Raw genomic sequence first — 16,729 nt, forward strand, 5'->3', positions numbered from 1 at the left:
GCAGGATAATCCGATGAAAAAAATTGAAGCGATAATTAAGCCGTTTAAATTAGATGATGTAAGAGAAGCATTAGCCGAAGTTGGTATCACGGGTATGACGGTAACAGAGGTAAAAGGCTTTGGTCGTCAGAAAGGGCATACCGAACTTTATCGTGGTGCAGAGTATATGGTCGATTTTTTACCTAAAGTAAAAATTGAGATCGTTGTTGCTGATGAAATAGCTGAAACTTGTGTCGATACTATAATGACTACCGCTCAAACGGGGAAGATTGGCGACGGTAAAATTTTTGTTTTTGATGTGAATCGAGTTATCCGTATTCGTACTGGAGAGCAAGACGAAGAAGCTATTTAAAAAATAAATAAGCGTTGTTTATGAAACCTGATGATTATTAGTTTAATTATCGGGTTTTTTTATCTTTATTAATTAATTCTTTTTTATATTATCTCAATAAGTTTATTTATTTACTGATTATCTTTTATAAATTTATAAGTGATAATAAATGATTTGTATTGCTGATAATTATACTCATTAAATAAGTAATATTAATAATTACCTTTCTTTGTTCATAAAATGTTTTTTTATGTTTCACCTATTGTGCTATTTATATCTTATACAAGTCTATTGATGATAATAAACAATTTATTTTACTAAAATTCTCACCTTTTAAGGCACAAAATGTTATTCAATAACTTTTGTAGACAGTTATTATCATCAACTTAAATATTTATTATTCTATGGGTAATATCGTGCTTAGCTATTTATTAAAGCGTTTTGCTTTATTTTTGTTTTCCGCCATGATTGTGGCAATAACAACAGGGTTTATTTTCCTCGATATTTTGGTGCTGAATAATGGTATTTCTGAAACCTCAGCAACCGAACTGGGGCAAGAACTTATTGTGGCTATAATATGTTTTCTTTTCTTTATACCTGCTTATAAACAGCCAGAAATGAGAGGGGGATACACACTGATTATGGGCTTTTTCTTGTGTATCTTAATTCGTGAGTTAGATGGTGTTTTTGACCAATTAGCACATGGTTCATGGGTTTGGTTTGCATTAACGGTAACATTTGTCTGTATAGCGATCGCTATCAGAGAAGGGAAAAAAACATTATATGGCTTAACCCATTTTATAACGCATTCTAGTCAAGGAATGCTTATGGCGGGTTTACTCAGTGTTTTACTATTCTCTCGCTTATTTGGTATGGGGATTTTGTGGGAGAAATTGTTAGGTGAAGACTATAACCGCACGGTAAAAAATATGGTGGAAGAAGGTAGCGAGTTGTTCGGCTATACACTCTGTTTAATTAGTGTTATTTGGTATCGCTATTCGTCTAAATATCATGTTATACCGACATCAATAAAAGTTACTTATTAAATAGTTCGTTGTTTCCAATATAAAAAGCGCTGAATAGTAAAATAATCAGCGCTTTTTCCTTATTATTTAATTTATTCTCTTACCTATTCTGGCTGTTATTGGCTAATAACAGCATGAGGGCCAAAGCACTCATAATGAAGTTTATCGCTTTCAATACCGAGAGCAATAAGTTGTTTAGCGACAGATTGCATAAAAGGTAATGGTCCACAGAAATAGAACTGCATATTAGGTATTGATAGCCATTCATGTATCTTGGTTAAATCCATCAATCCTTCAAATTGATAGTCTTTATTGATTATATCTTCAGTACGAGGGAGACGATACCATACTGCTTGTTGATATTGTTTAATTTGCTTTCCTGCTTGTGTGATTTCTTCCTTAAAAGCATGTACGCCACCATGCTCTGCTGCATGTAACCAATTGACTTGTGCTTGGTGAGAAGAGAGGGTGTGCAACATCGCTAACATAGGAGTTAAGCCTACACCTGCTGAAATTAATGTGACAGGCGTTGTTGATGAGATATCTAAATAAAAATCGCCCCCTGGTGCGGCAACTTGTAAAATGTCTCCTTCTTGGATATGGTCATGAAGAAAATTAGATAAAATTCCCTTGTCTTCACGTTTCACCGCAATACGATAGGTTTTATTGTTTGCCGATTGCGTTAAGGAATATTGACGAATTTCTTGATTTGCAAGTTTCTCATCACGAATATAAATACTTAAATATTGGCCTGCACGGTAAGGTGTAACCGCTTGTCCATCTTCAGGCTCTAATTCAAAGCTGGTAATAACCTCACTTTGTTTTACTTTATGCTTAACTTTAAAGTGACGTAATCCTCGCCAGCCTCCAGATGCTTGTTCTTTTTGTTGATAAATTTGCTCTTCCCGATTAATAAAGACATCAGCCAAAACTTGGTAAGCGGCTCCCCAAGCATCAAGCACTTCTTTGCCCGGGTTAAACATTTCATCAATGGTGGCTAATAAGTTTTCTCCAACAATAGGATAATGTTCAGGAAGAATATTCAAACTGGCATGTTTTTGTGCAATTTTTTCTACCGCCGGCAAAATAGCAGGTAAATCCTCAAGGTGCGTTGCATAAGCACATATCGCATTAAATAACGCTTCACGTTGTGCGCCACTGCTTTGGTGGCTCATGGTAAAAATATCTTTTAACTCAGGATGGCGAGAGAACATTCTGTCGTAAAAATGCGCCGTTAACGCGGGGCCTGTTTTAGCAATAAGAGGAATAGTGGATTTAATTGTCGCGATAGTTTGTGCATCTAACATAATTGCTCCTGAAAAATATTCAGTTTAATATGATTTTTATAACATGTATTTTTAATACAACTTATATCTTTTTGCTTTATTTGTAAATCTGAGTTTTTATTTTTTTTAGGAAAATGGGGAAATCTTAGAGAATGATGTTGAGGGTTTACATAAATTAGCGAGATGTGCCTCAAAAAGAACAAAAACAGCAGATAAAATGAGGTTATCAAAAAGTAATAGAACTGTGTTATAGTGGCTTAGCAAACGATTGCGTATTTTTTCTTTTGGGACTATCTCAATGAGGAAAAAGAGTTTACACTGTATGTCATTCTTACTCCCGTAAGGGAGTTCGCCTTTAGTGAAGTTAGCTGAGTCAGGAGATGTGAATGTTAAAACGTGAAATGAATATTGCTGATTACGATCCGGAATTATGGAATGCAATGGAAGGTGAAGTGACTCGTCAAGAAGAGCACATCGAATTAATTGCTTCTGAAAACTATACTAGTCCTCGTGTTATGCAGGCGCAGGGATCTCAGCTGACCAACAAATATGCAGAAGGTTATCCAGGTAAACGCTACTACGGTGGTTGTGAATACGTTGATGTTGTTGAACAATTAGCCATTGATCGTGCCAAAGCACTATTTGGTGCTGATTATGCAAACGTACAACCTCACTCTGGTTCACAAGCGAATGCGGCTGTGTATATGGCATTACTTAAACCGGGCGATACAGTATTAGGGATGAATTTGGCCCAAGGTGGTCACTTAACTCACGGCTCTCCGGTTAACTTCTCTGGTAAACTCTACAATATCGTTCCTTATGGTATTGATGAAGCCGGTAAAATTGATTACCAAGATATCGCTGAGCAAGCTAAAAAGCATAAACCAAAAATGATCATTGGTGGTTTTTCAGCTTATTCAGGTTTGGTTGATTGGGCTAAAATGCGTGAAATCGCAGATAGCGTAGGGGCTTACTTATTTGTCGATATGGCTCACGTTGCAGGTATGATTGCAGCGGGTGTCTATCCAAACCCAGTACCACATGCTCACGTTGTGACTACAACAACACACAAAACATTAGCGGGTCCTCGTGGTGGTCTTATCCTTGCTAAGGGTGGCGATGAAGAGTTTTATAAGAAATTAAACTCTGCCGTATTCCCTGGCTCTCAAGGTGGTCCTTTAATGCATGTGATCGCGGGTAAAGCCGTTGCATTAAAAGAAGCAATGGAACCTGAGTTTAAAGTTTACCAGCAACAAGTTGCAAAAAATGCGAAAGCAATGGTAGACGTTTTCTTAGCGCGCGGTTATAAAGTAGTATCTGGTGGCACAGAGAACCACCTGTTTTTATTAGACTTAGTTGATAAAGATATTACAGGTAAAGATGCTGATGCTGCACTGGGTCGTGCTAATATCACTGTGAACAAAAATAGTGTGCCAAATGATCCTCGCAGTCCATTTGTTACATCTGGTATTCGTATTGGTTCTCCAGCGATTACACGTCGTGGTTTTAAAGAAGCGGAAGCAAAAGATTTAGCCGGTTGGATGTGTGATGTCCTTGATAATATCAATGATGAAGCGAACATTGAAAAAGTGAAACAAAAAGTCTTGGATATCTGCGCTAAATTTCCAGTTTACGCATAAGTTTGTAACGATATAATAAAACCCGTTATACAAGCCCGCTTCGAGAACATGTTCTTGGCGGGTTTTTTTGCATGTTAAAAATGGGGGGTTGGATGGTTATTCCATCAACACTGTGGCTTGCCTTAGATTATTTTACGTATTTTTTCTCATATGGTATTTTCTTGCCTTTTTGGTCTATCTGGTTAAAAGGCGAGGGGGTTGATCCTGCGATGATAGGCTTACTACTTGGGGTGGGCTTAACCGCTCGTTTTGTAGGAAGCTTGATTTTAACGCCGGCTGTAAAAGATCCATCAAAGCTCATTACTGCACTACGACTTTTTGCTTTTTTATCTCTCCTATTTACCGTTGCATTTATGTTGGGCACTCATTGGGCTTGGCTCTTTTTGGTAATGACCGGATTTAACGTTTTTTTTGCACCCATGGTGCCTTTGGGAGATTCACTTGCGGGAACATGGCAAAAACAATTTCCTTTAGATTATGGAAAAATTCGGGTTTGGGGGTCTATTGCATTTATTATTAGTTCCTCATTATTGGGGATATTGATTGATGCTTTTGGACACCCGATTATTCTTTATGGATTGATTGCCAGTACTCTTGCATTATTCCTTACCTCAATGTTACGTCCGAAAATCATGCCCCAAGGTAAGGTCAAAAAAGCGGAACACCATCATGTTTCATTTATGAAACTGATTTCAGATGGCCCAGTCTGGCGTTTTCTATTATGTGTTTCTTTACTACAAGGTGCTCATGCTGCTTATTACGGTTTTAGCGCACTCTATTGGGAAAAAGCAGGCTATGATACAGCAACGATTGGTTATCTTTGGTCCTTAGGCGTAGTTGCTGAAGTGGTTGTCTTTATGTTTAGCCGTCGTTTATTCCGCCGTTGGAGTGCTCGAAACTTATTATTACTTTCAGCATTTGCAGGGCTATTGCGCTGGGGGATGATGGGCAGTTTTACAGCATTACCGGCACTTATTATTGTACAAATTTTGCATAGTGGCACATTTACCGTATGCCATTTAGCGGCAATGCGTTTTATTACTGCACGTCAAGAGCATGAAATTATTCGTTTACAAGCGGTTTATTCTGCTCTAGCAATGGGGGGAAGTATCGCTATTATGACGATTGTATCGGGATGGTTATATGAAAAACTTCCTAACCAAGAATACCTTATTTTCTGGTTGATGGCGGCATTAACTATTCCTGCAATGTTTATTAGACCGAAAGTACAACCGCAAAATACTTAATCCTTTTATTTCCTATTTTTCATAAACGTCTAAGCCTGTAATACCTTTTGATATTACAGGTTTTTTTCTTTTTATTTTTTAAAGCGCATTTTTTGATCAACCAAACGATTGATCATTTTAAATATTAAAGCTAAATTTAATTCATTCAAATGAATGAATAGAAAAAGGTATTACTATGAAAAGTAAATCAGTGATCCCAGCTAGTTTTTCTTTACAAGAAAGAGACCGACGCTGGCAGTTAGCTAGAGACATTATGAGAGATAACCAATTAGATACATTAATTATTTATGGTGATAGAGAATCGGCAGCACCTGCACCGTTTTGTATTGACCACTATTTTACAAATGACAGATTAGGATCGGTTGTTATTTTTCATGAAGATAAGAAACCATTGATAGTTACTTTTGCACCAATGATGATAGCTGATCATATGCAGGCAAAACTACGTGGTGATTTGCAGTGGATTGATGAAGATAATCTTGTTGTAGGAAAAACAGGGCGTAGTATTGCTCATTTTCTAAAAGAGATGGGAGTACAACAAAATGCACATATTGGTATTATTGGCTTAGAACCTTATCCCCCATTTTATTTTGATGGTGCAATGCCATTTAATACTCTAAATGGTATTAAAGAAGCATTTCCTTATGCAAAATTTAGCAGTGTATATCGTGATTTCTTTAGACGGGCATCAGTTAAAAGTGAAGAAGAGCTCGCTCATGTAAGATATGCTGCCGCCATTGGTGAAGCAATGAGCGAGGCAATGCGAGTGACAGCAAGGCCTGGTGCAACAGAGGCGGAGCTTGCGGCCGCAATTACTGCCACTTGTTTATCAAGGGGAGGATTTACCGCTGAAATTTTAATGGGATCAGGATCTGAGTATATCGGTTGGGGGCCTCCTGCTTGGCAATATCGCTCACAAGCACCTCGTGAAATTCAAATGGGTGATATTATATTATCAGAGATTTTTGCTTTATATGGAATGTATGAAACGCAACATCAAGCGGCGGTTGCTGTAGGTAAAATTCACGAAAACTTAGAAAAAGCAGCATTAGTTGCACGTGAATGCTATGAAATTGGCGTTGAACATTTAAAAGCAGGGATAACCTTTGGTGAAGTCGTTGATTTAATGGAAAAACCACTATTAGAATCAGGGGGATGGCATGTTCATCCACTTATTCACAGTATTAATCCTTATGGCCCAATCGGCTTTGGCACAGCGCCAGGTATTGAATCATTACCTCTTGCTCATCGTTATAAACAAATTGAGCGATTACCTAATCCAGGGAGAGAATTGGTATTACAAGAAGGCATGACATTTGCTTTTGAGCCTAATTGTGGCTTCGGCCACCACTTATGTAATTTAGGTGGCACTGTTGTGGTTGGCAAAAGCAAAGGGATTGAGTTAAATTCTAACTCAACACAATTAATGCGGGCAGATATATAGTCCTAATAGTAACCAGTTGATTATAATGAAAAACACCAGTAAAACTGCAGTAAGTACAGAACAAACTCAAGAGAAATTAGTGCAAGAAGGTATTAGGCTTTTTGCACTATATGGGATCAGTGGATTGAGAACGCGACAACTTGCGCAAGATGCTGGTGTTAATCAATCAGCAATACCTTACCACTTTGGCGGAAAATTAGGGGTTTATACAGCAGTGATCCGATATATTGCTACAGAATTAGCCTCTGAAATTCAGTTTGACCAATTTGATAATAAGCTTCAGTTTTTATTGAAAGAAAACCGACCTTATAAAAATGAAAAAGTGGCTGAATTAGTTCTATTACTAGTCACAGGTTTAACTCGTGCGTTATTATCACCAAAACGCCATTATTACAGTCAGTTGATCCTACGTGAACAGTTAGAACCGACGGAAAATTACGATCTTATTTATAGTAATTTGATTGAACCTTTTCATCTTCGCCTTTCTCGCTTAGTTGGGTTAATGGATACAAAGAGTGATGAAGTAACAATCACTATTCGCGCTCATGCTCTTATTGGTCAGATATTAGGGTTTGTCATTGCAAGAAAAGCTTTTCTATTACGTGTTAATAAGCAAGAGATAACATCACAACTATTAGATAAGATTGTACAAGAAATTAGCCAACTTTCAGTAAATGCCCTTTTAATTGAAAACGCATAGGCAATAAAAAAGACCCCCAGTAATTGGCTGTCCAACTACTGGGGATCATTTTATAAGATAGTTTTTTTATATTTTATTGTTATTCGTATCAATTAACGTTTTAAAGCATCAGTTAATTCGCTACGAATTTCTGCCAATAATGCTCGGACAACTCGAGGATTACCCGCAACAATATTACCAGTTTGTAGATAGCCGTGATTACCAGTAAAGTCAGATACAATTGCACCCGCTTCACGAGCAATAAGTTCACCTGCTAAGAAATCCCAAGGTTTTAAACCAATTTCAAAGAAGCCATCCACACGACCCGCGGCAACATAAGCTAAATCTAATGCTGCTGAACCTGTGCGACGAAAATCAGCGCATGGTACAAACAGTTTAGTCAGCATATTCATATAAGCTGCTGAATGTTGTTTTGCTTTGAATGGGAAACCAGTTGCTAAAACAGCACCATCTAAATCACGTGCATTAGAGCCACGGAGGCGGTAACCATTTAATTGTGCACCTTGACCACGAACAGCTGAGAAAAGTTCGTTACGCATAGGATCGTAAACCACAGCAACTTCTGTGCGACCTTTGATACGTACAGCGATAGAAACAGAAAAATGTGGTAGGCGTTTAATAAAGTTAGTGGTGCCATCAAGTGGATCTATAACCCATTGGATATCGTGATCTTCACCGAGTAACTCGCCACTTTCTTCCGTAATAATGGTGTGTTTTGGATAAGATTTACGAATGATTTCAATGATTGCCTGTTCCGCTTCGCGATCAACATTAGTGACAAAATCATTGCTACCTTTCTGGCTCGTTTCTACAGATTCAGGATTTTCGTAATTTTTGGCGATTAAATTACCAGCCTTACGTGCAGCACGTATGGCAATATTCAGCATCGGATGCATGGTTATCTTCCACAAGATGTTAAAGAACGGGGATAAAAAACGAGGCGAAGTATAACAGGCGTTCGCGTTTTTGGCTACATTTGTGATAAAATAGATGGATCATAAAACAATTAGTTAGAAATCAATGTTAGAAAATATTCGCATTATCCTTGTCGAAACTTCACATACAGGCAATATGGGCTCGACAGCTCGTGCTATGAAAACCATGGGATTAACGAATCTTTATTTTGTTAATCCTAAAGAAAAACCCGACTCTCACTCTATAGCCTTATCAGCAGGGGCAAGCGATGTTATTGGCAATGCTCATATTGTTGATACTATTGATGATGCCATTGAAGGCTGTGGGTTAGTGATTGGAACAAGTGCGCGTAATCGTACGCTCTCTTGGCCAATGCTAGCACCTCGTGAATGTGGTGAACGTTGCGTAAAAGAGGCAGCAAATAAGCCCGTTGCGGTGATCTTTGGCCGTGAACGCACAGGCTTAACTAATGAAGAATTACAAAAATGTGATTACCACCTCTATATTCCTACCAACCCTGAATATGGCTCTTTAAACTTAGCGATGGCGGTGCAACTTGTTTGTTATGAAATTCGCATGGCTGCACTTGCTCAACAGGAAAAACAAGAGGAAAATGCTTCATCAGAGATTGATTATCCACCCGCTGAAGATATTGAACGCTTTTATGTTCACTTAGAGCAGGTACTTAATGAGTCTGGTTTTATTCGTCCTAAACATCCAGGACAAGTGATGAGTCGTTTACGCCGCTTGTTTACGCGCGCACGTCCAGAAACACAAGAGCTTCATATCTTACGTGGTATTTTAACATCCGTTGAAAAATGGGCTAAGAAATAAAGGATTAAGTTGATTAACATGCGTCATTGTTGCTGAGCTTAATACCTGACTAAAACACTCAGATAAATAGTTGACTAAATTACTCAGGAATGACACAATTTGACTATTGTTCACCACGGAGTATTTGTTATGAGACTGACATCAAAAGGGCGTTATGCAGTTACTGCTATGCTTGATGTTGCATTGCATTCGCAGCAAGGCCCTGTCCCCCTCGCTGATATTTCTGAGCGTCAAGGGATTTCCCTTTCTTACCTTGAGCAGCTTTTTTCACGTTTACGTAAAAATGAATTAGTCGCAAGTGTGCGTGGCCCGGGTGGTGGTTATTTACTCGGTCGTGAAGCGGGGCAAATTTTTGTTGCTCAAGTCATTTCAGCAGTTGATGAATCTGTTGATGCTACCCGTTGTCAGGGTAATAAAGAAGGATGTCAAGGTGGCGATCGTTGCCTGACTCATACTTTGTGGCGTGATTTAAGTGATCGTATTACCAGTTTCCTTAGCAGCATTAGCCTTGAAGAGTTAGTTAATAACGAAGAGGTTATGGATGTCGCTGATCGTCAAGACAATGAAAAACGTCATGCTATCAATGGTCGTTTACAAGAAACCATTGTTAATATGCGAGTTTAACGGCGATCTCTAGGCAAACAAAACAAAATTATTAAAGAAGATCTGTCGTCTTTGGAGTTAGTGAGCAATGAAATTACCCATTTATCTAGATTATTCAGCAACCACACCCGTTGATCCTCGAGTTGCTGAAAAAATGATGCAATGCCTGACTATTGACGGCATTTTTGGTAACCCAGCCTCTCGTTCGCACCGTTTTGGATGGCAAGCTGAAGAAGCGATCGATATCGCTCGTAATCAGATTGCTGATCTTATTGGTGCTGATCCTCGTGAAATTGTTTTCACCTCAGGGGCAACTGAAGCAGATAACTTGGCACTAAAAGGTGTTGCAAACTTTTATCAGAAAAAAGGTAAGCACATCATCACATCAAAAACTGAGCATAAAGCGATTTTAGATACTTGTCGTCAGCTTGAGCGTGAAGGTTTTGAAGTGACCTACTTAGCACCAAAAAGCGATGGCTTAATTGATTTGAAAGAACTCGAAGCCGCTATGCGTGATGACACTATTTTAGTTTCTATCATGCACGTGAATAATGAAATTGGTGTGGTGCAAGATATTGCTGCTATTGGTGAGTTATGCCGTAGCAAAGGCATTATTTACCACGTTGACGCAACGCAAAGCGTCGGTAAATTACCAATCGATCTCTCCAAATTAAAAGTCGATTTACTTTCTCTTTCTGCACATAAAGTTTACGGACCTATGGGTATTGGTGCGCTTTATGTTCGCCGTAAACCACGCATTCGCTTAGAGGCACAAATGCATGGTGGTGGGCATGAGCGTGGTATGCGTTCAGGTACATTAGCCGTTCACCAAATTGTGGGTATGGGTGAAGCTTACCGTATATTGAAAGAAGAAATGGCTGATGAAACTAAACGTTTAAATGAATTACGTTTACGTTTATGGAATGGCATCAAAGATATTGAAGAAGTGTATATCAATGGTTCTTTAGAACATACAGCGCCAAATATTCTTAATGTCAGCTTCAACTATGTTGAAGGTGAATCATTAATGATGGCACTGAAAGATCTTGCTGTATCTTCAGGTTCAGCCTGTACATCAGCAAGTTTAGAGCCTTCTTATGTACTACGTGCTTTAGGATTAACCGATGAATTAGCACATAGTTCTATTCGTTTCTCTTTAGGTCGTTTCACCACTGAAGAAGAAATCGATTATGCAATTGAACAAATTCACAGTGCAATTGGTCGCTTACGTGATCTTTCTCCACTTTGGGAAATGCATAAACAAGGCGTTGATATCAACAGTATCGAATGGTCTCACCATTAATCAGACGTTTTCAGGAGTTAAATCATGGCTTATAGCGATAAAGTAATTGATCATTATGAAAATCCTCGTAATGTGGGTTCATTTGATAACAACGACCCTACAGTAGGGAGCGGTATGGTAGGTGCACCAGCTTGTGGTGACGTCATGAAGCTACAAATCAAAGTTGATGATAACGGTGTAATTGAAGATGCACGTTTTAAAACTTATGGTTGTGGCTCAGCGATTGCATCAAGCTCTTTGGTTACCGAATGGATGAAAGGTAAAACCTTAGATGAAGCAGAAGCGATTAAAAATACCGCAATTGCTGAAGAGTTAGAATTACCACCAGTGAAAATTCACTGTTCAATTCTGGCTGAAGATGCAATAAAAGCCGCGATTGCAGACTATAAAAGCAAACGCCAAGGCAAATAATTGCCTGTTATAATAAAAAAATAAAATATTGGCGGATGCTGAAGGTTATGTTTCAGTGTCCGCTTTCGTTCTTTATGAGTGAGGTGTGCCATGTCAATTTCCCTTACAGAAGCCGCTGCTAACCGTGTTCGCTCTTTTCTTGCTAATCGTGGCAAAGGCGAAGGTTTGCGTTTAGGCGTAAGAACATCAGGCTGTTCTGGGATGGCTTATGTTCTTGAGTTTGCTGATGTCATCAATGACGAAGATACCGTTTTTGAAGATAAAGGTGTGAAAGTTATTATTGACGGTAAAAGCATGGTCTATTTAGATGGAACAGAGCTTGATTTCGTTAAAGAAGGATTAAACGAGGGCTTTAAGTTTAACAACCCAAACGTGGCTAACGAATGTGGTTGTGGAGAAAGCTTTACCGTGTAATCAATATTTATACACGGTATTAATATCAATTAATCCAAGAGCAGAAGTATGGACTATTTCACCCTATTAGGCATGCCTAATCGTTTTGATATTGATAAACAACAGCTTGCTTCTCGTTATCAAGAGATGCAACGTCAATATCACCCCGATCGTTTTGCGGGTAAATCTGACAAAGAGCAAGTACAAGCAATTTCGTTTGCTTCGACTATCAATCAGGCTTATCAAACCTTAAAAAATCCACTTTCAAGAGCTGAATATATGCTCTCTTTACAGGGCATCGATATTGCTAATGAGCAACAAACGATGCACGATACGGCTTTTCTTATGGAGCAGCTTACGCTTCGTGAAGAGCTGGATGATATAGAGCATAGTACTGATGCTGAAAATTTACTGGCTGATTTTTCTGCGCGCTTAGAGAAAATGTACACTGTACGCTATGATGAAATGGTGAAAACACTGGACAGTCAGACTTGGGACATTGCCGCAGACAATGTGAGAAAATTACGTTTTCTCGCGAAATTAAAAGAGCAAGTCGAGCATCTTGAAGAACGCTTGTTTGATGGTTTTTAAGGAAAATTGTTATGTCATTATTACAAATTAGCGAGCCAGGACAAACACCTGCGCCACATCAGCGTCGATTAGCTGCGGGTATTGACTTAGGAACAACACACTCACTTGTTGCCACTGTACGTAGTGGGCAAGCCGAAGCGCTTTCAGATAGTGAAGGTCGCTATTTATTGCCATCTGTTGTGCAGTATCAAGTTGATAATATTAATGTTGGCTGGCAGGCGAAACAAGAAGCCGAAAAAGATCCCGCCAATACTATCAGCTCAATAAAACGAATGCTGGGGCGCTCGCTAAATGATATAACCAGTCGTTATCCTAACCTCCCTTACCATTTTCATGACAATGATAGTGGACTGCCATTAATTAAAACACCTGCTGGCATTGTCGATCCTATTCAAGTTTCTGCGGATATTTTAAAAGCCTTAGCGGAGCGTGCAATACAATCATTAGGTGGTGAACTTGATGGTGTGGTTGTCACTGTACCTGCTTATTTTGATGATGCACAGCGTCAAGGCACTAAAGAAGCAGCACGTCGTGCAGGTTTACATGTATTACGTTTATTAAATGAACCTACTGCTGCCGCGATTGCTTATGGATTAGATTCCGGAAAAGAAGGCACTATTGTCGTTTACGACTTAGGGGGCGGAACTTTTGATATCTCTGTCTTACGTTTAACTAAAGGGGTGTTTGAAGTCTTAGCAACTGGTGGTGATACTGCGTTAGGCGGTGATGACTTTGATATGATGTTAGCCGACTGGATCAGAGAGCGTGCGGGATTTGGCTATCAAAATGATGTTATTTTACAACGTCAATTACTTGATATTGCCTCAGAAACTAAAATCGCTTTAAGTGATAATGATGTGGCTGATATCAACATCAATGGTTGGAAAGGGGAAATTACCCGCGCTGAATTTGAATCATTAATTCAACCTTTAGTTAAACGTACGTTGTTATCCGTTCGTCGAGCATTAAAAGATGCTGATGTTGACGTGGATGAGGTGCTCGAAGTGGTTATGGTGGGTGGATCAACACGCGTGCCACTGGTGCGCCAAATGGTAGGCGATTATTTTAAACGTGAACCATTAACTTCGATTGACCCTGATAAAGTTGTCGCTATTGGTGCCTCTATTCAAGCAGATATTCTGGTGGGTAATAAACCTGATAGCGAAATGCTCTTGTTGGATGTTATTCCGCTTTCATTAGGTTTAGAAACCATGGGTGGGCTAGTTGAAAAAGTGATCCCACGAAATACCACTATCCCTGTTGCGAGAGCACAAGAATTTACCACTTTTAAAGATGGTCAAACTGCCATGAGTGTTCATGTGGTACAGGGTGAACGTGAAATGGTGAGTGATTGTCGCTCATTAGCCCGTTTTACTTTGCGGGGTATTCCGCCAATGGCGGCGGGGGGAGCACATATACGTGTTACCTTCCAAGTGGATGCTGATGGTTTATTAAGCGTTAGTGCGATGGAAAAATCCACTGGTGTTGAAGCCTCAGTACAGGTAAAACCTTCTTATGGTCTTAGTGATACAGAAATCGCTAATATGATCCAATCTTCAATGGAAAATGCCAAAGAAGATTTACAAGCTCGTCGTCTTGCCGAGCAAAAAGTCGAAGCCGCTCGCGTGTTAGAAAGTTTAACCGCAGCATTACAAGAAGATGCTCATCTCTTAACTGAAGATGAGAAAACGGCTATCGATAATGTTGTAGATACTTTAATAGAAAGCGTTGAGGGAACAGATCCTGTTGCCATTGAAAACGCCATTAAACAACTGGATAAGCAAACTCAGGAATTTGCTGCGCGTCGTATGGATACTTCCATTCGTCAAGCGTTGGCAGGTCATTCTGTGGATGAGATATAACTATGCCTAAAATTGTATTTTTACCCCATAGCACACTTTGCCCGGAAGGTGCTGTTGTTGATGCCACTGAAGGTGAGTCTATTCTTGATGTTGCATTACGTAATGGCATTGAGATTGAACATGCGTGTGAAATGTCGTGTGCGTGTACCACTTGTCACTGTATCGTTCGTGAAGGTTTTGACTCTCTTGATGAAAGTACAGAGCTGGAAGACGATATGTTAGATAAAGCGTGGGGATTAGAGCCAGAAAGTCGTTTAAGTTGCCAAGCGAAGGTAACTGATGAAGATTTAGTTGTTGAAATACCTAAATATTCTATCAACCATGCGAGAGAACACTGATTTTAGGAGTTTAAAATGAAATGGAGTGATACACGTGAAATAGGGGAAGCGCTTTATGATCTCTACCCCGATACAGATCCAAAAACCGTTCGTTTTACCGATATGCATCAGTGGATTTGCCAATTAGACGATTTTGATGATGATCCACAAAAATCGAATGAAAAAATTCTTGAAGCAATTTTATTAGTTTGGCTTGATGAATTTGAATAATCGAGTAAATGATTAATGCGAAAGACTGGTTAATTGCCAGTCTTTTTGTTTTTATTGCTCAGTATGATTTAACCTTAAAAGAGGAATAAATACCTCAAAAGACTGAGTAACCAGCGTTTGTTTATGGGATATTGCTCGTAAAGTAACATGCAATTAGCTAAAAGGCTTTAATGAGAATGGTCGTGACTGATTTTTTGCAGTAAATTGATCACGCTAAAAGGTAAATATCTGGTAGTCTGAATAGGTTAACTGCCATCAGTAATAATAAGTGAGATAATAAATGAATAAACAAATTATGCCTATCATGCTGTCTAATGAACCTGCAGCAGCATGTTGGGGAGAAAAAGCACTAATTAGCACTAACGAAACTGGCATGACCGTTCACTTAACGGAAGAAAACCGCTTAGGGGCCATTCAGCGTGGTGGACGCAAAATTGATGGTCAAGGTATTCGTAATGTTGCTCTAGTTGGTGACGGCTGGGATTTAGAACGTAGTTGGGCGTTTTGGTTAGGTTTTAGAGCACCTAAAGGCGCACGTTCAATCGAATGGCCACAATTAAGTGAAGCGGACAAAAAAGAATTAGAGTCGCGTATCCGCATTGTTGATTGGGTGCGTGACACAATAAACACCCCAGCAGAAGAGTTAGGGCCAGAACAACTGGCACAGCGTACTGTTGATCTGTTTTGTGGTTTAGATAAAGAAGATATCAGCTATAAAATCACCAAAGGGGCTGATCTCCGTGATCAGAACTATGCGGGAATTTATACTGTAGGTCGAGGCTCTTCACGTGATCCCGTCTATTTAGCATTAGATTTTAATCCAACTAAAGATGCCGAAGCCCCTATCTTTGCCTGTCTTGTTGGTAAAGGGATCACCTTTGATTCAGGCGGATATAGCATCAAACCTTCTTCTTCCATGAATTCTATGAAAGCGGATATGGGCGGTGCTGCAACCTTAGCTGGTGCTTTGGCTTTAGCTATTACACGAGGTTTAAATAAACGCGTAAAACTATTGCTCTGTATTGCTGATAATATGGTTAGCGGCAATGCCTTTAAGTTGGGAGATATTATCCGTTATCGTAATGGTAAATCCGTTGAAATCATGAATACGGATGCAGAAGGTCGTTTAGTTTTAGCAGATGGTTTAATTGATGCTAGCAACTTTGCCCCTGAATTGATTATCGATGCGGCAACATTGACAGGTGCTGCTAAAGTGGCCGTAGGCAATGATTATCACTCTGTATTAAGTTTTGATGATAAATTAGCGAATGAATTATTAGCAAGTGCAGATCAAGAAAATGAACTGTTCTGGCGCTTACCATTAGCTGATTTCCATCGTAGCCAGTTACCATCAAGTTTTGCTGATCTCAATAATATTGCCGCACCTTCACATACCGCAGGCGCAAGTACAGCAGCCGCTTTCCTTTCTCACTTTGTGAAAGATTATAAAAAAGGCTGGGTACATATCGATTGTTCAGCAACTTACAGAAAATCATCTGTAGAACAATGGGCTGCTGGGGCAACAGGATATGGTGTTCGTTCTATCGCTAATTTATTATTAACAAAAGCAAAATAATAAACATTATGTGATTTGGA

At 39.2% G+C, this 16,729-nt stretch carries 18 protein-coding genes; 16 read left to right on the forward strand and 2 right to left on the reverse strand.

Annotation, left to right across the window (positions count from 1 at the left end):
* Positions 1–13 precede the first annotated feature (13 nt).
* On the forward strand, positions 14–352 hold the full coding sequence (glnB, locus tag AACV01_RS13590) for a nitrogen regulatory protein P-II (RefSeq protein ID WP_004243865.1): 339 nt from the start codon (positions 14–16) through the stop codon (positions 350–352).
* 383 nt (positions 353–735) lie between these two features.
* On the forward strand, positions 736–1,377 hold the full coding sequence (locus tag AACV01_RS13595) for a hypothetical protein (RefSeq protein ID WP_017627963.1): 642 nt from the start codon (positions 736–738) through the stop codon (positions 1,375–1,377).
* A gap of 95 nt (positions 1,378–1,472) precedes the next feature.
* Here the strand turns inward: AACV01_RS13595 and hmpA are convergent, their stop codons facing one another.
* Positions 1,473–2,663, reverse strand: a complete 1,191-nt coding sequence (gene hmpA / locus AACV01_RS13600) for an NO-inducible flavohemoprotein (RefSeq protein WP_020945952.1) — start codon at positions 2,661–2,663, stop codon at positions 1,473–1,475.
* 365 nt (positions 2,664–3,028) lie between these two features.
* Between hmpA and glyA the strand changes: the two genes are divergently transcribed.
* The 4 genes from glyA (at position 3,029) to AACV01_RS13620 (ending at position 7,673) form a co-directional block, all read left to right on the forward strand.
* On the forward strand, positions 3,029–4,282 hold the full coding sequence (gene glyA, locus AACV01_RS13605; RefSeq protein ID WP_004243862.1) for a serine hydroxymethyltransferase: 1,254 nt from the start codon (positions 3,029–3,031) through the stop codon (positions 4,280–4,282).
* A gap of 92 nt (positions 4,283–4,374) precedes the next feature.
* Positions 4,375–5,529 (forward strand): 3-phenylpropionate MFS transporter, encoded by a 1,155-nt coding sequence (locus AACV01_RS13610; RefSeq protein ID WP_012368131.1) that lies wholly within the window; start codon positions 4,375–4,377, stop codon positions 5,527–5,529.
* Between the two features lie 175 nt (positions 5,530–5,704).
* Positions 5,705–6,973 (forward strand): M24 family metallopeptidase, encoded by a 1,269-nt coding sequence (locus AACV01_RS13615; RefSeq protein ID WP_004248442.1) that lies wholly within the window; start codon positions 5,705–5,707, stop codon positions 6,971–6,973.
* Between the two features lie 25 nt (positions 6,974–6,998).
* The gene (locus tag AACV01_RS13620) at positions 6,999–7,673 is read left to right on the forward strand and encodes a CerR family C-terminal domain-containing protein (protein ID WP_049217622.1); all 675 of its coding nucleotides are present in this window, start codon (positions 6,999–7,001) and stop codon (positions 7,671–7,673) included.
* 92 nt (positions 7,674–7,765) lie between these two features.
* Here the strand turns inward: AACV01_RS13620 and suhB are convergent, their stop codons facing one another.
* Positions 7,766–8,569, reverse strand: coding sequence for an inositol-1-monophosphatase (suhB, locus tag AACV01_RS13625; protein ID WP_004243855.1), 804 nt, complete (start codon positions 8,567–8,569; stop codon positions 7,766–7,768).
* A gap of 124 nt (positions 8,570–8,693) precedes the next feature.
* On the opposite strand from suhB, the gene trmJ reads away from it, so the two are divergent.
* The 10 genes from trmJ (at position 8,694) to pepB (ending at position 16,709) form a co-directional block, all read left to right on the forward strand.
* A complete protein-coding gene (trmJ, locus tag AACV01_RS13630; RefSeq protein ID WP_004243854.1) occupies positions 8,694–9,422 on the forward strand; it encodes a tRNA (cytosine(32)/uridine(32)-2'-O)-methyltransferase TrmJ in 729 nt (242 codons plus the stop codon).
* Between the two features lie 129 nt (positions 9,423–9,551).
* A complete protein-coding gene (gene iscR, locus AACV01_RS13635) occupies positions 9,552–10,046 on the forward strand; it encodes a Fe-S cluster assembly transcriptional regulator IscR (protein WP_004248437.1) in 495 nt (164 codons plus the stop codon).
* Positions 10,047–10,113: 67 nt separating this feature from the next.
* Entirely contained in the window at positions 10,114–11,328 is a 1,215-nt protein-coding gene (locus tag AACV01_RS13640; RefSeq protein WP_004243849.1) for an IscS subfamily cysteine desulfurase, read from the forward strand.
* 24 nt (positions 11,329–11,352) lie between these two features.
* On the forward strand, positions 11,353–11,739 hold the full coding sequence (gene iscU, locus AACV01_RS13645) for a Fe-S cluster assembly scaffold IscU (protein WP_004243847.1): 387 nt from the start codon (positions 11,353–11,355) through the stop codon (positions 11,737–11,739).
* Positions 11,740–11,829: 90 nt separating this feature from the next.
* Positions 11,830–12,153, forward strand: a complete 324-nt coding sequence (iscA, locus tag AACV01_RS13650; RefSeq protein ID WP_004243846.1) for an iron-sulfur cluster assembly protein IscA — start codon at positions 11,830–11,832, stop codon at positions 12,151–12,153.
* A 48-nt stretch (positions 12,154–12,201) separates the two neighbouring features.
* Entirely contained in the window at positions 12,202–12,723 is a 522-nt protein-coding gene (gene hscB / locus AACV01_RS13655; protein WP_004243844.1) for a co-chaperone HscB, read from the forward strand.
* Between the two features lie 11 nt (positions 12,724–12,734).
* Positions 12,735–14,585 (forward strand): Fe-S protein assembly chaperone HscA, encoded by a 1,851-nt coding sequence (gene hscA / locus AACV01_RS13660; RefSeq protein ID WP_004243843.1) that lies wholly within the window; start codon positions 12,735–12,737, stop codon positions 14,583–14,585.
* 2 nt (positions 14,586–14,587) lie between these two features.
* Entirely contained in the window at positions 14,588–14,923 is a 336-nt protein-coding gene (gene fdx / locus AACV01_RS13665) for an ISC system 2Fe-2S type ferredoxin (protein WP_004243842.1), read from the forward strand.
* Between the two features lie 15 nt (positions 14,924–14,938).
* Positions 14,939–15,133 (forward strand): Fe-S cluster assembly protein IscX, encoded by a 195-nt coding sequence (gene iscX / locus AACV01_RS13670; RefSeq protein WP_004243841.1) that lies wholly within the window; start codon positions 14,939–14,941, stop codon positions 15,131–15,133.
* Between the two features lie 280 nt (positions 15,134–15,413).
* A complete protein-coding gene (gene pepB / locus AACV01_RS13675) occupies positions 15,414–16,709 on the forward strand; it encodes an aminopeptidase PepB (protein WP_004243837.1) in 1,296 nt (431 codons plus the stop codon).
* Positions 16,710–16,729 lie beyond the last annotated feature (20 nt).

Source organism: Proteus sp. G2609 (assembly GCF_963896135.1).
GTDB classification, from domain to species: domain Bacteria; phylum Pseudomonadota; class Gammaproteobacteria; order Enterobacterales; family Enterobacteriaceae; genus Proteus; species Proteus mirabilis.

Excerpts from the sequence above, each read along its gene's own strand:
- AACV01_RS13640 (WP_004243849.1), top strand. The coding sequence starts at position 10,114 with ATGAAATTACCCATTTATCTAGATTATTCAGCAACCACACCCGTTGAT.
- iscA (WP_004243846.1), top strand. The coding sequence starts at position 11,830 with ATGTCAATTTCCCTTACAGAAGCCGCTGCTAACCGTGTTCGCTCTTTT.
- iscU (WP_004243847.1), top strand. The coding sequence starts at position 11,353 with ATGGCTTATAGCGATAAAGTAATTGATCATTATGAAAATCCTCGTAAT.
- AACV01_RS13615 (WP_004248442.1), top strand. The coding sequence starts at position 5,705 with ATGAAAAGTAAATCAGTGATCCCAGCTAGTTTTTCTTTACAAGAAAGA.
- hscA (WP_004243843.1), top strand. The coding sequence starts at position 12,735 with ATGTCATTATTACAAATTAGCGAGCCAGGACAAACACCTGCGCCACAT.
- glnB (WP_004243865.1), top strand. The coding sequence starts at position 14 with ATGAAAAAAATTGAAGCGATAATTAAGCCGTTTAAATTAGATGATGTA.
- AACV01_RS13610 (WP_012368131.1), top strand. The coding sequence starts at position 4,375 with ATGGTTATTCCATCAACACTGTGGCTTGCCTTAGATTATTTTACGTAT.
- iscX (WP_004243841.1), top strand. The coding sequence starts at position 14,939 with ATGAAATGGAGTGATACACGTGAAATAGGGGAAGCGCTTTATGATCTC.
- iscR (WP_004248437.1), top strand. The coding sequence starts at position 9,552 with ATGAGACTGACATCAAAAGGGCGTTATGCAGTTACTGCTATGCTTGAT.
- fdx (WP_004243842.1), top strand. The coding sequence starts at position 14,588 with ATGCCTAAAATTGTATTTTTACCCCATAGCACACTTTGCCCGGAAGGT.
- pepB (WP_004243837.1), top strand. The coding sequence starts at position 15,414 with ATGAATAAACAAATTATGCCTATCATGCTGTCTAATGAACCTGCAGCA.
- AACV01_RS13595 (WP_017627963.1), top strand. The coding sequence starts at position 736 with ATGGGTAATATCGTGCTTAGCTATTTATTAAAGCGTTTTGCTTTATTT.
- suhB (WP_004243855.1), bottom strand. The coding sequence starts at position 8,569 with ATGCATCCGATGCTGAATATTGCCATACGTGCTGCACGTAAGGCTGGT.
- trmJ (WP_004243854.1), top strand. The coding sequence starts at position 8,694 with ATGTTAGAAAATATTCGCATTATCCTTGTCGAAACTTCACATACAGGC.
- glyA (WP_004243862.1), top strand. The coding sequence starts at position 3,029 with ATGTTAAAACGTGAAATGAATATTGCTGATTACGATCCGGAATTATGG.
- AACV01_RS13620 (WP_049217622.1), top strand. The coding sequence starts at position 6,999 with ATGAAAAACACCAGTAAAACTGCAGTAAGTACAGAACAAACTCAAGAG.
- hmpA (WP_020945952.1), bottom strand. The coding sequence starts at position 2,663 with ATGTTAGATGCACAAACTATCGCGACAATTAAATCCACTATTCCTCTT.
- hscB (WP_004243844.1), top strand. The coding sequence starts at position 12,202 with ATGGACTATTTCACCCTATTAGGCATGCCTAATCGTTTTGATATTGAT.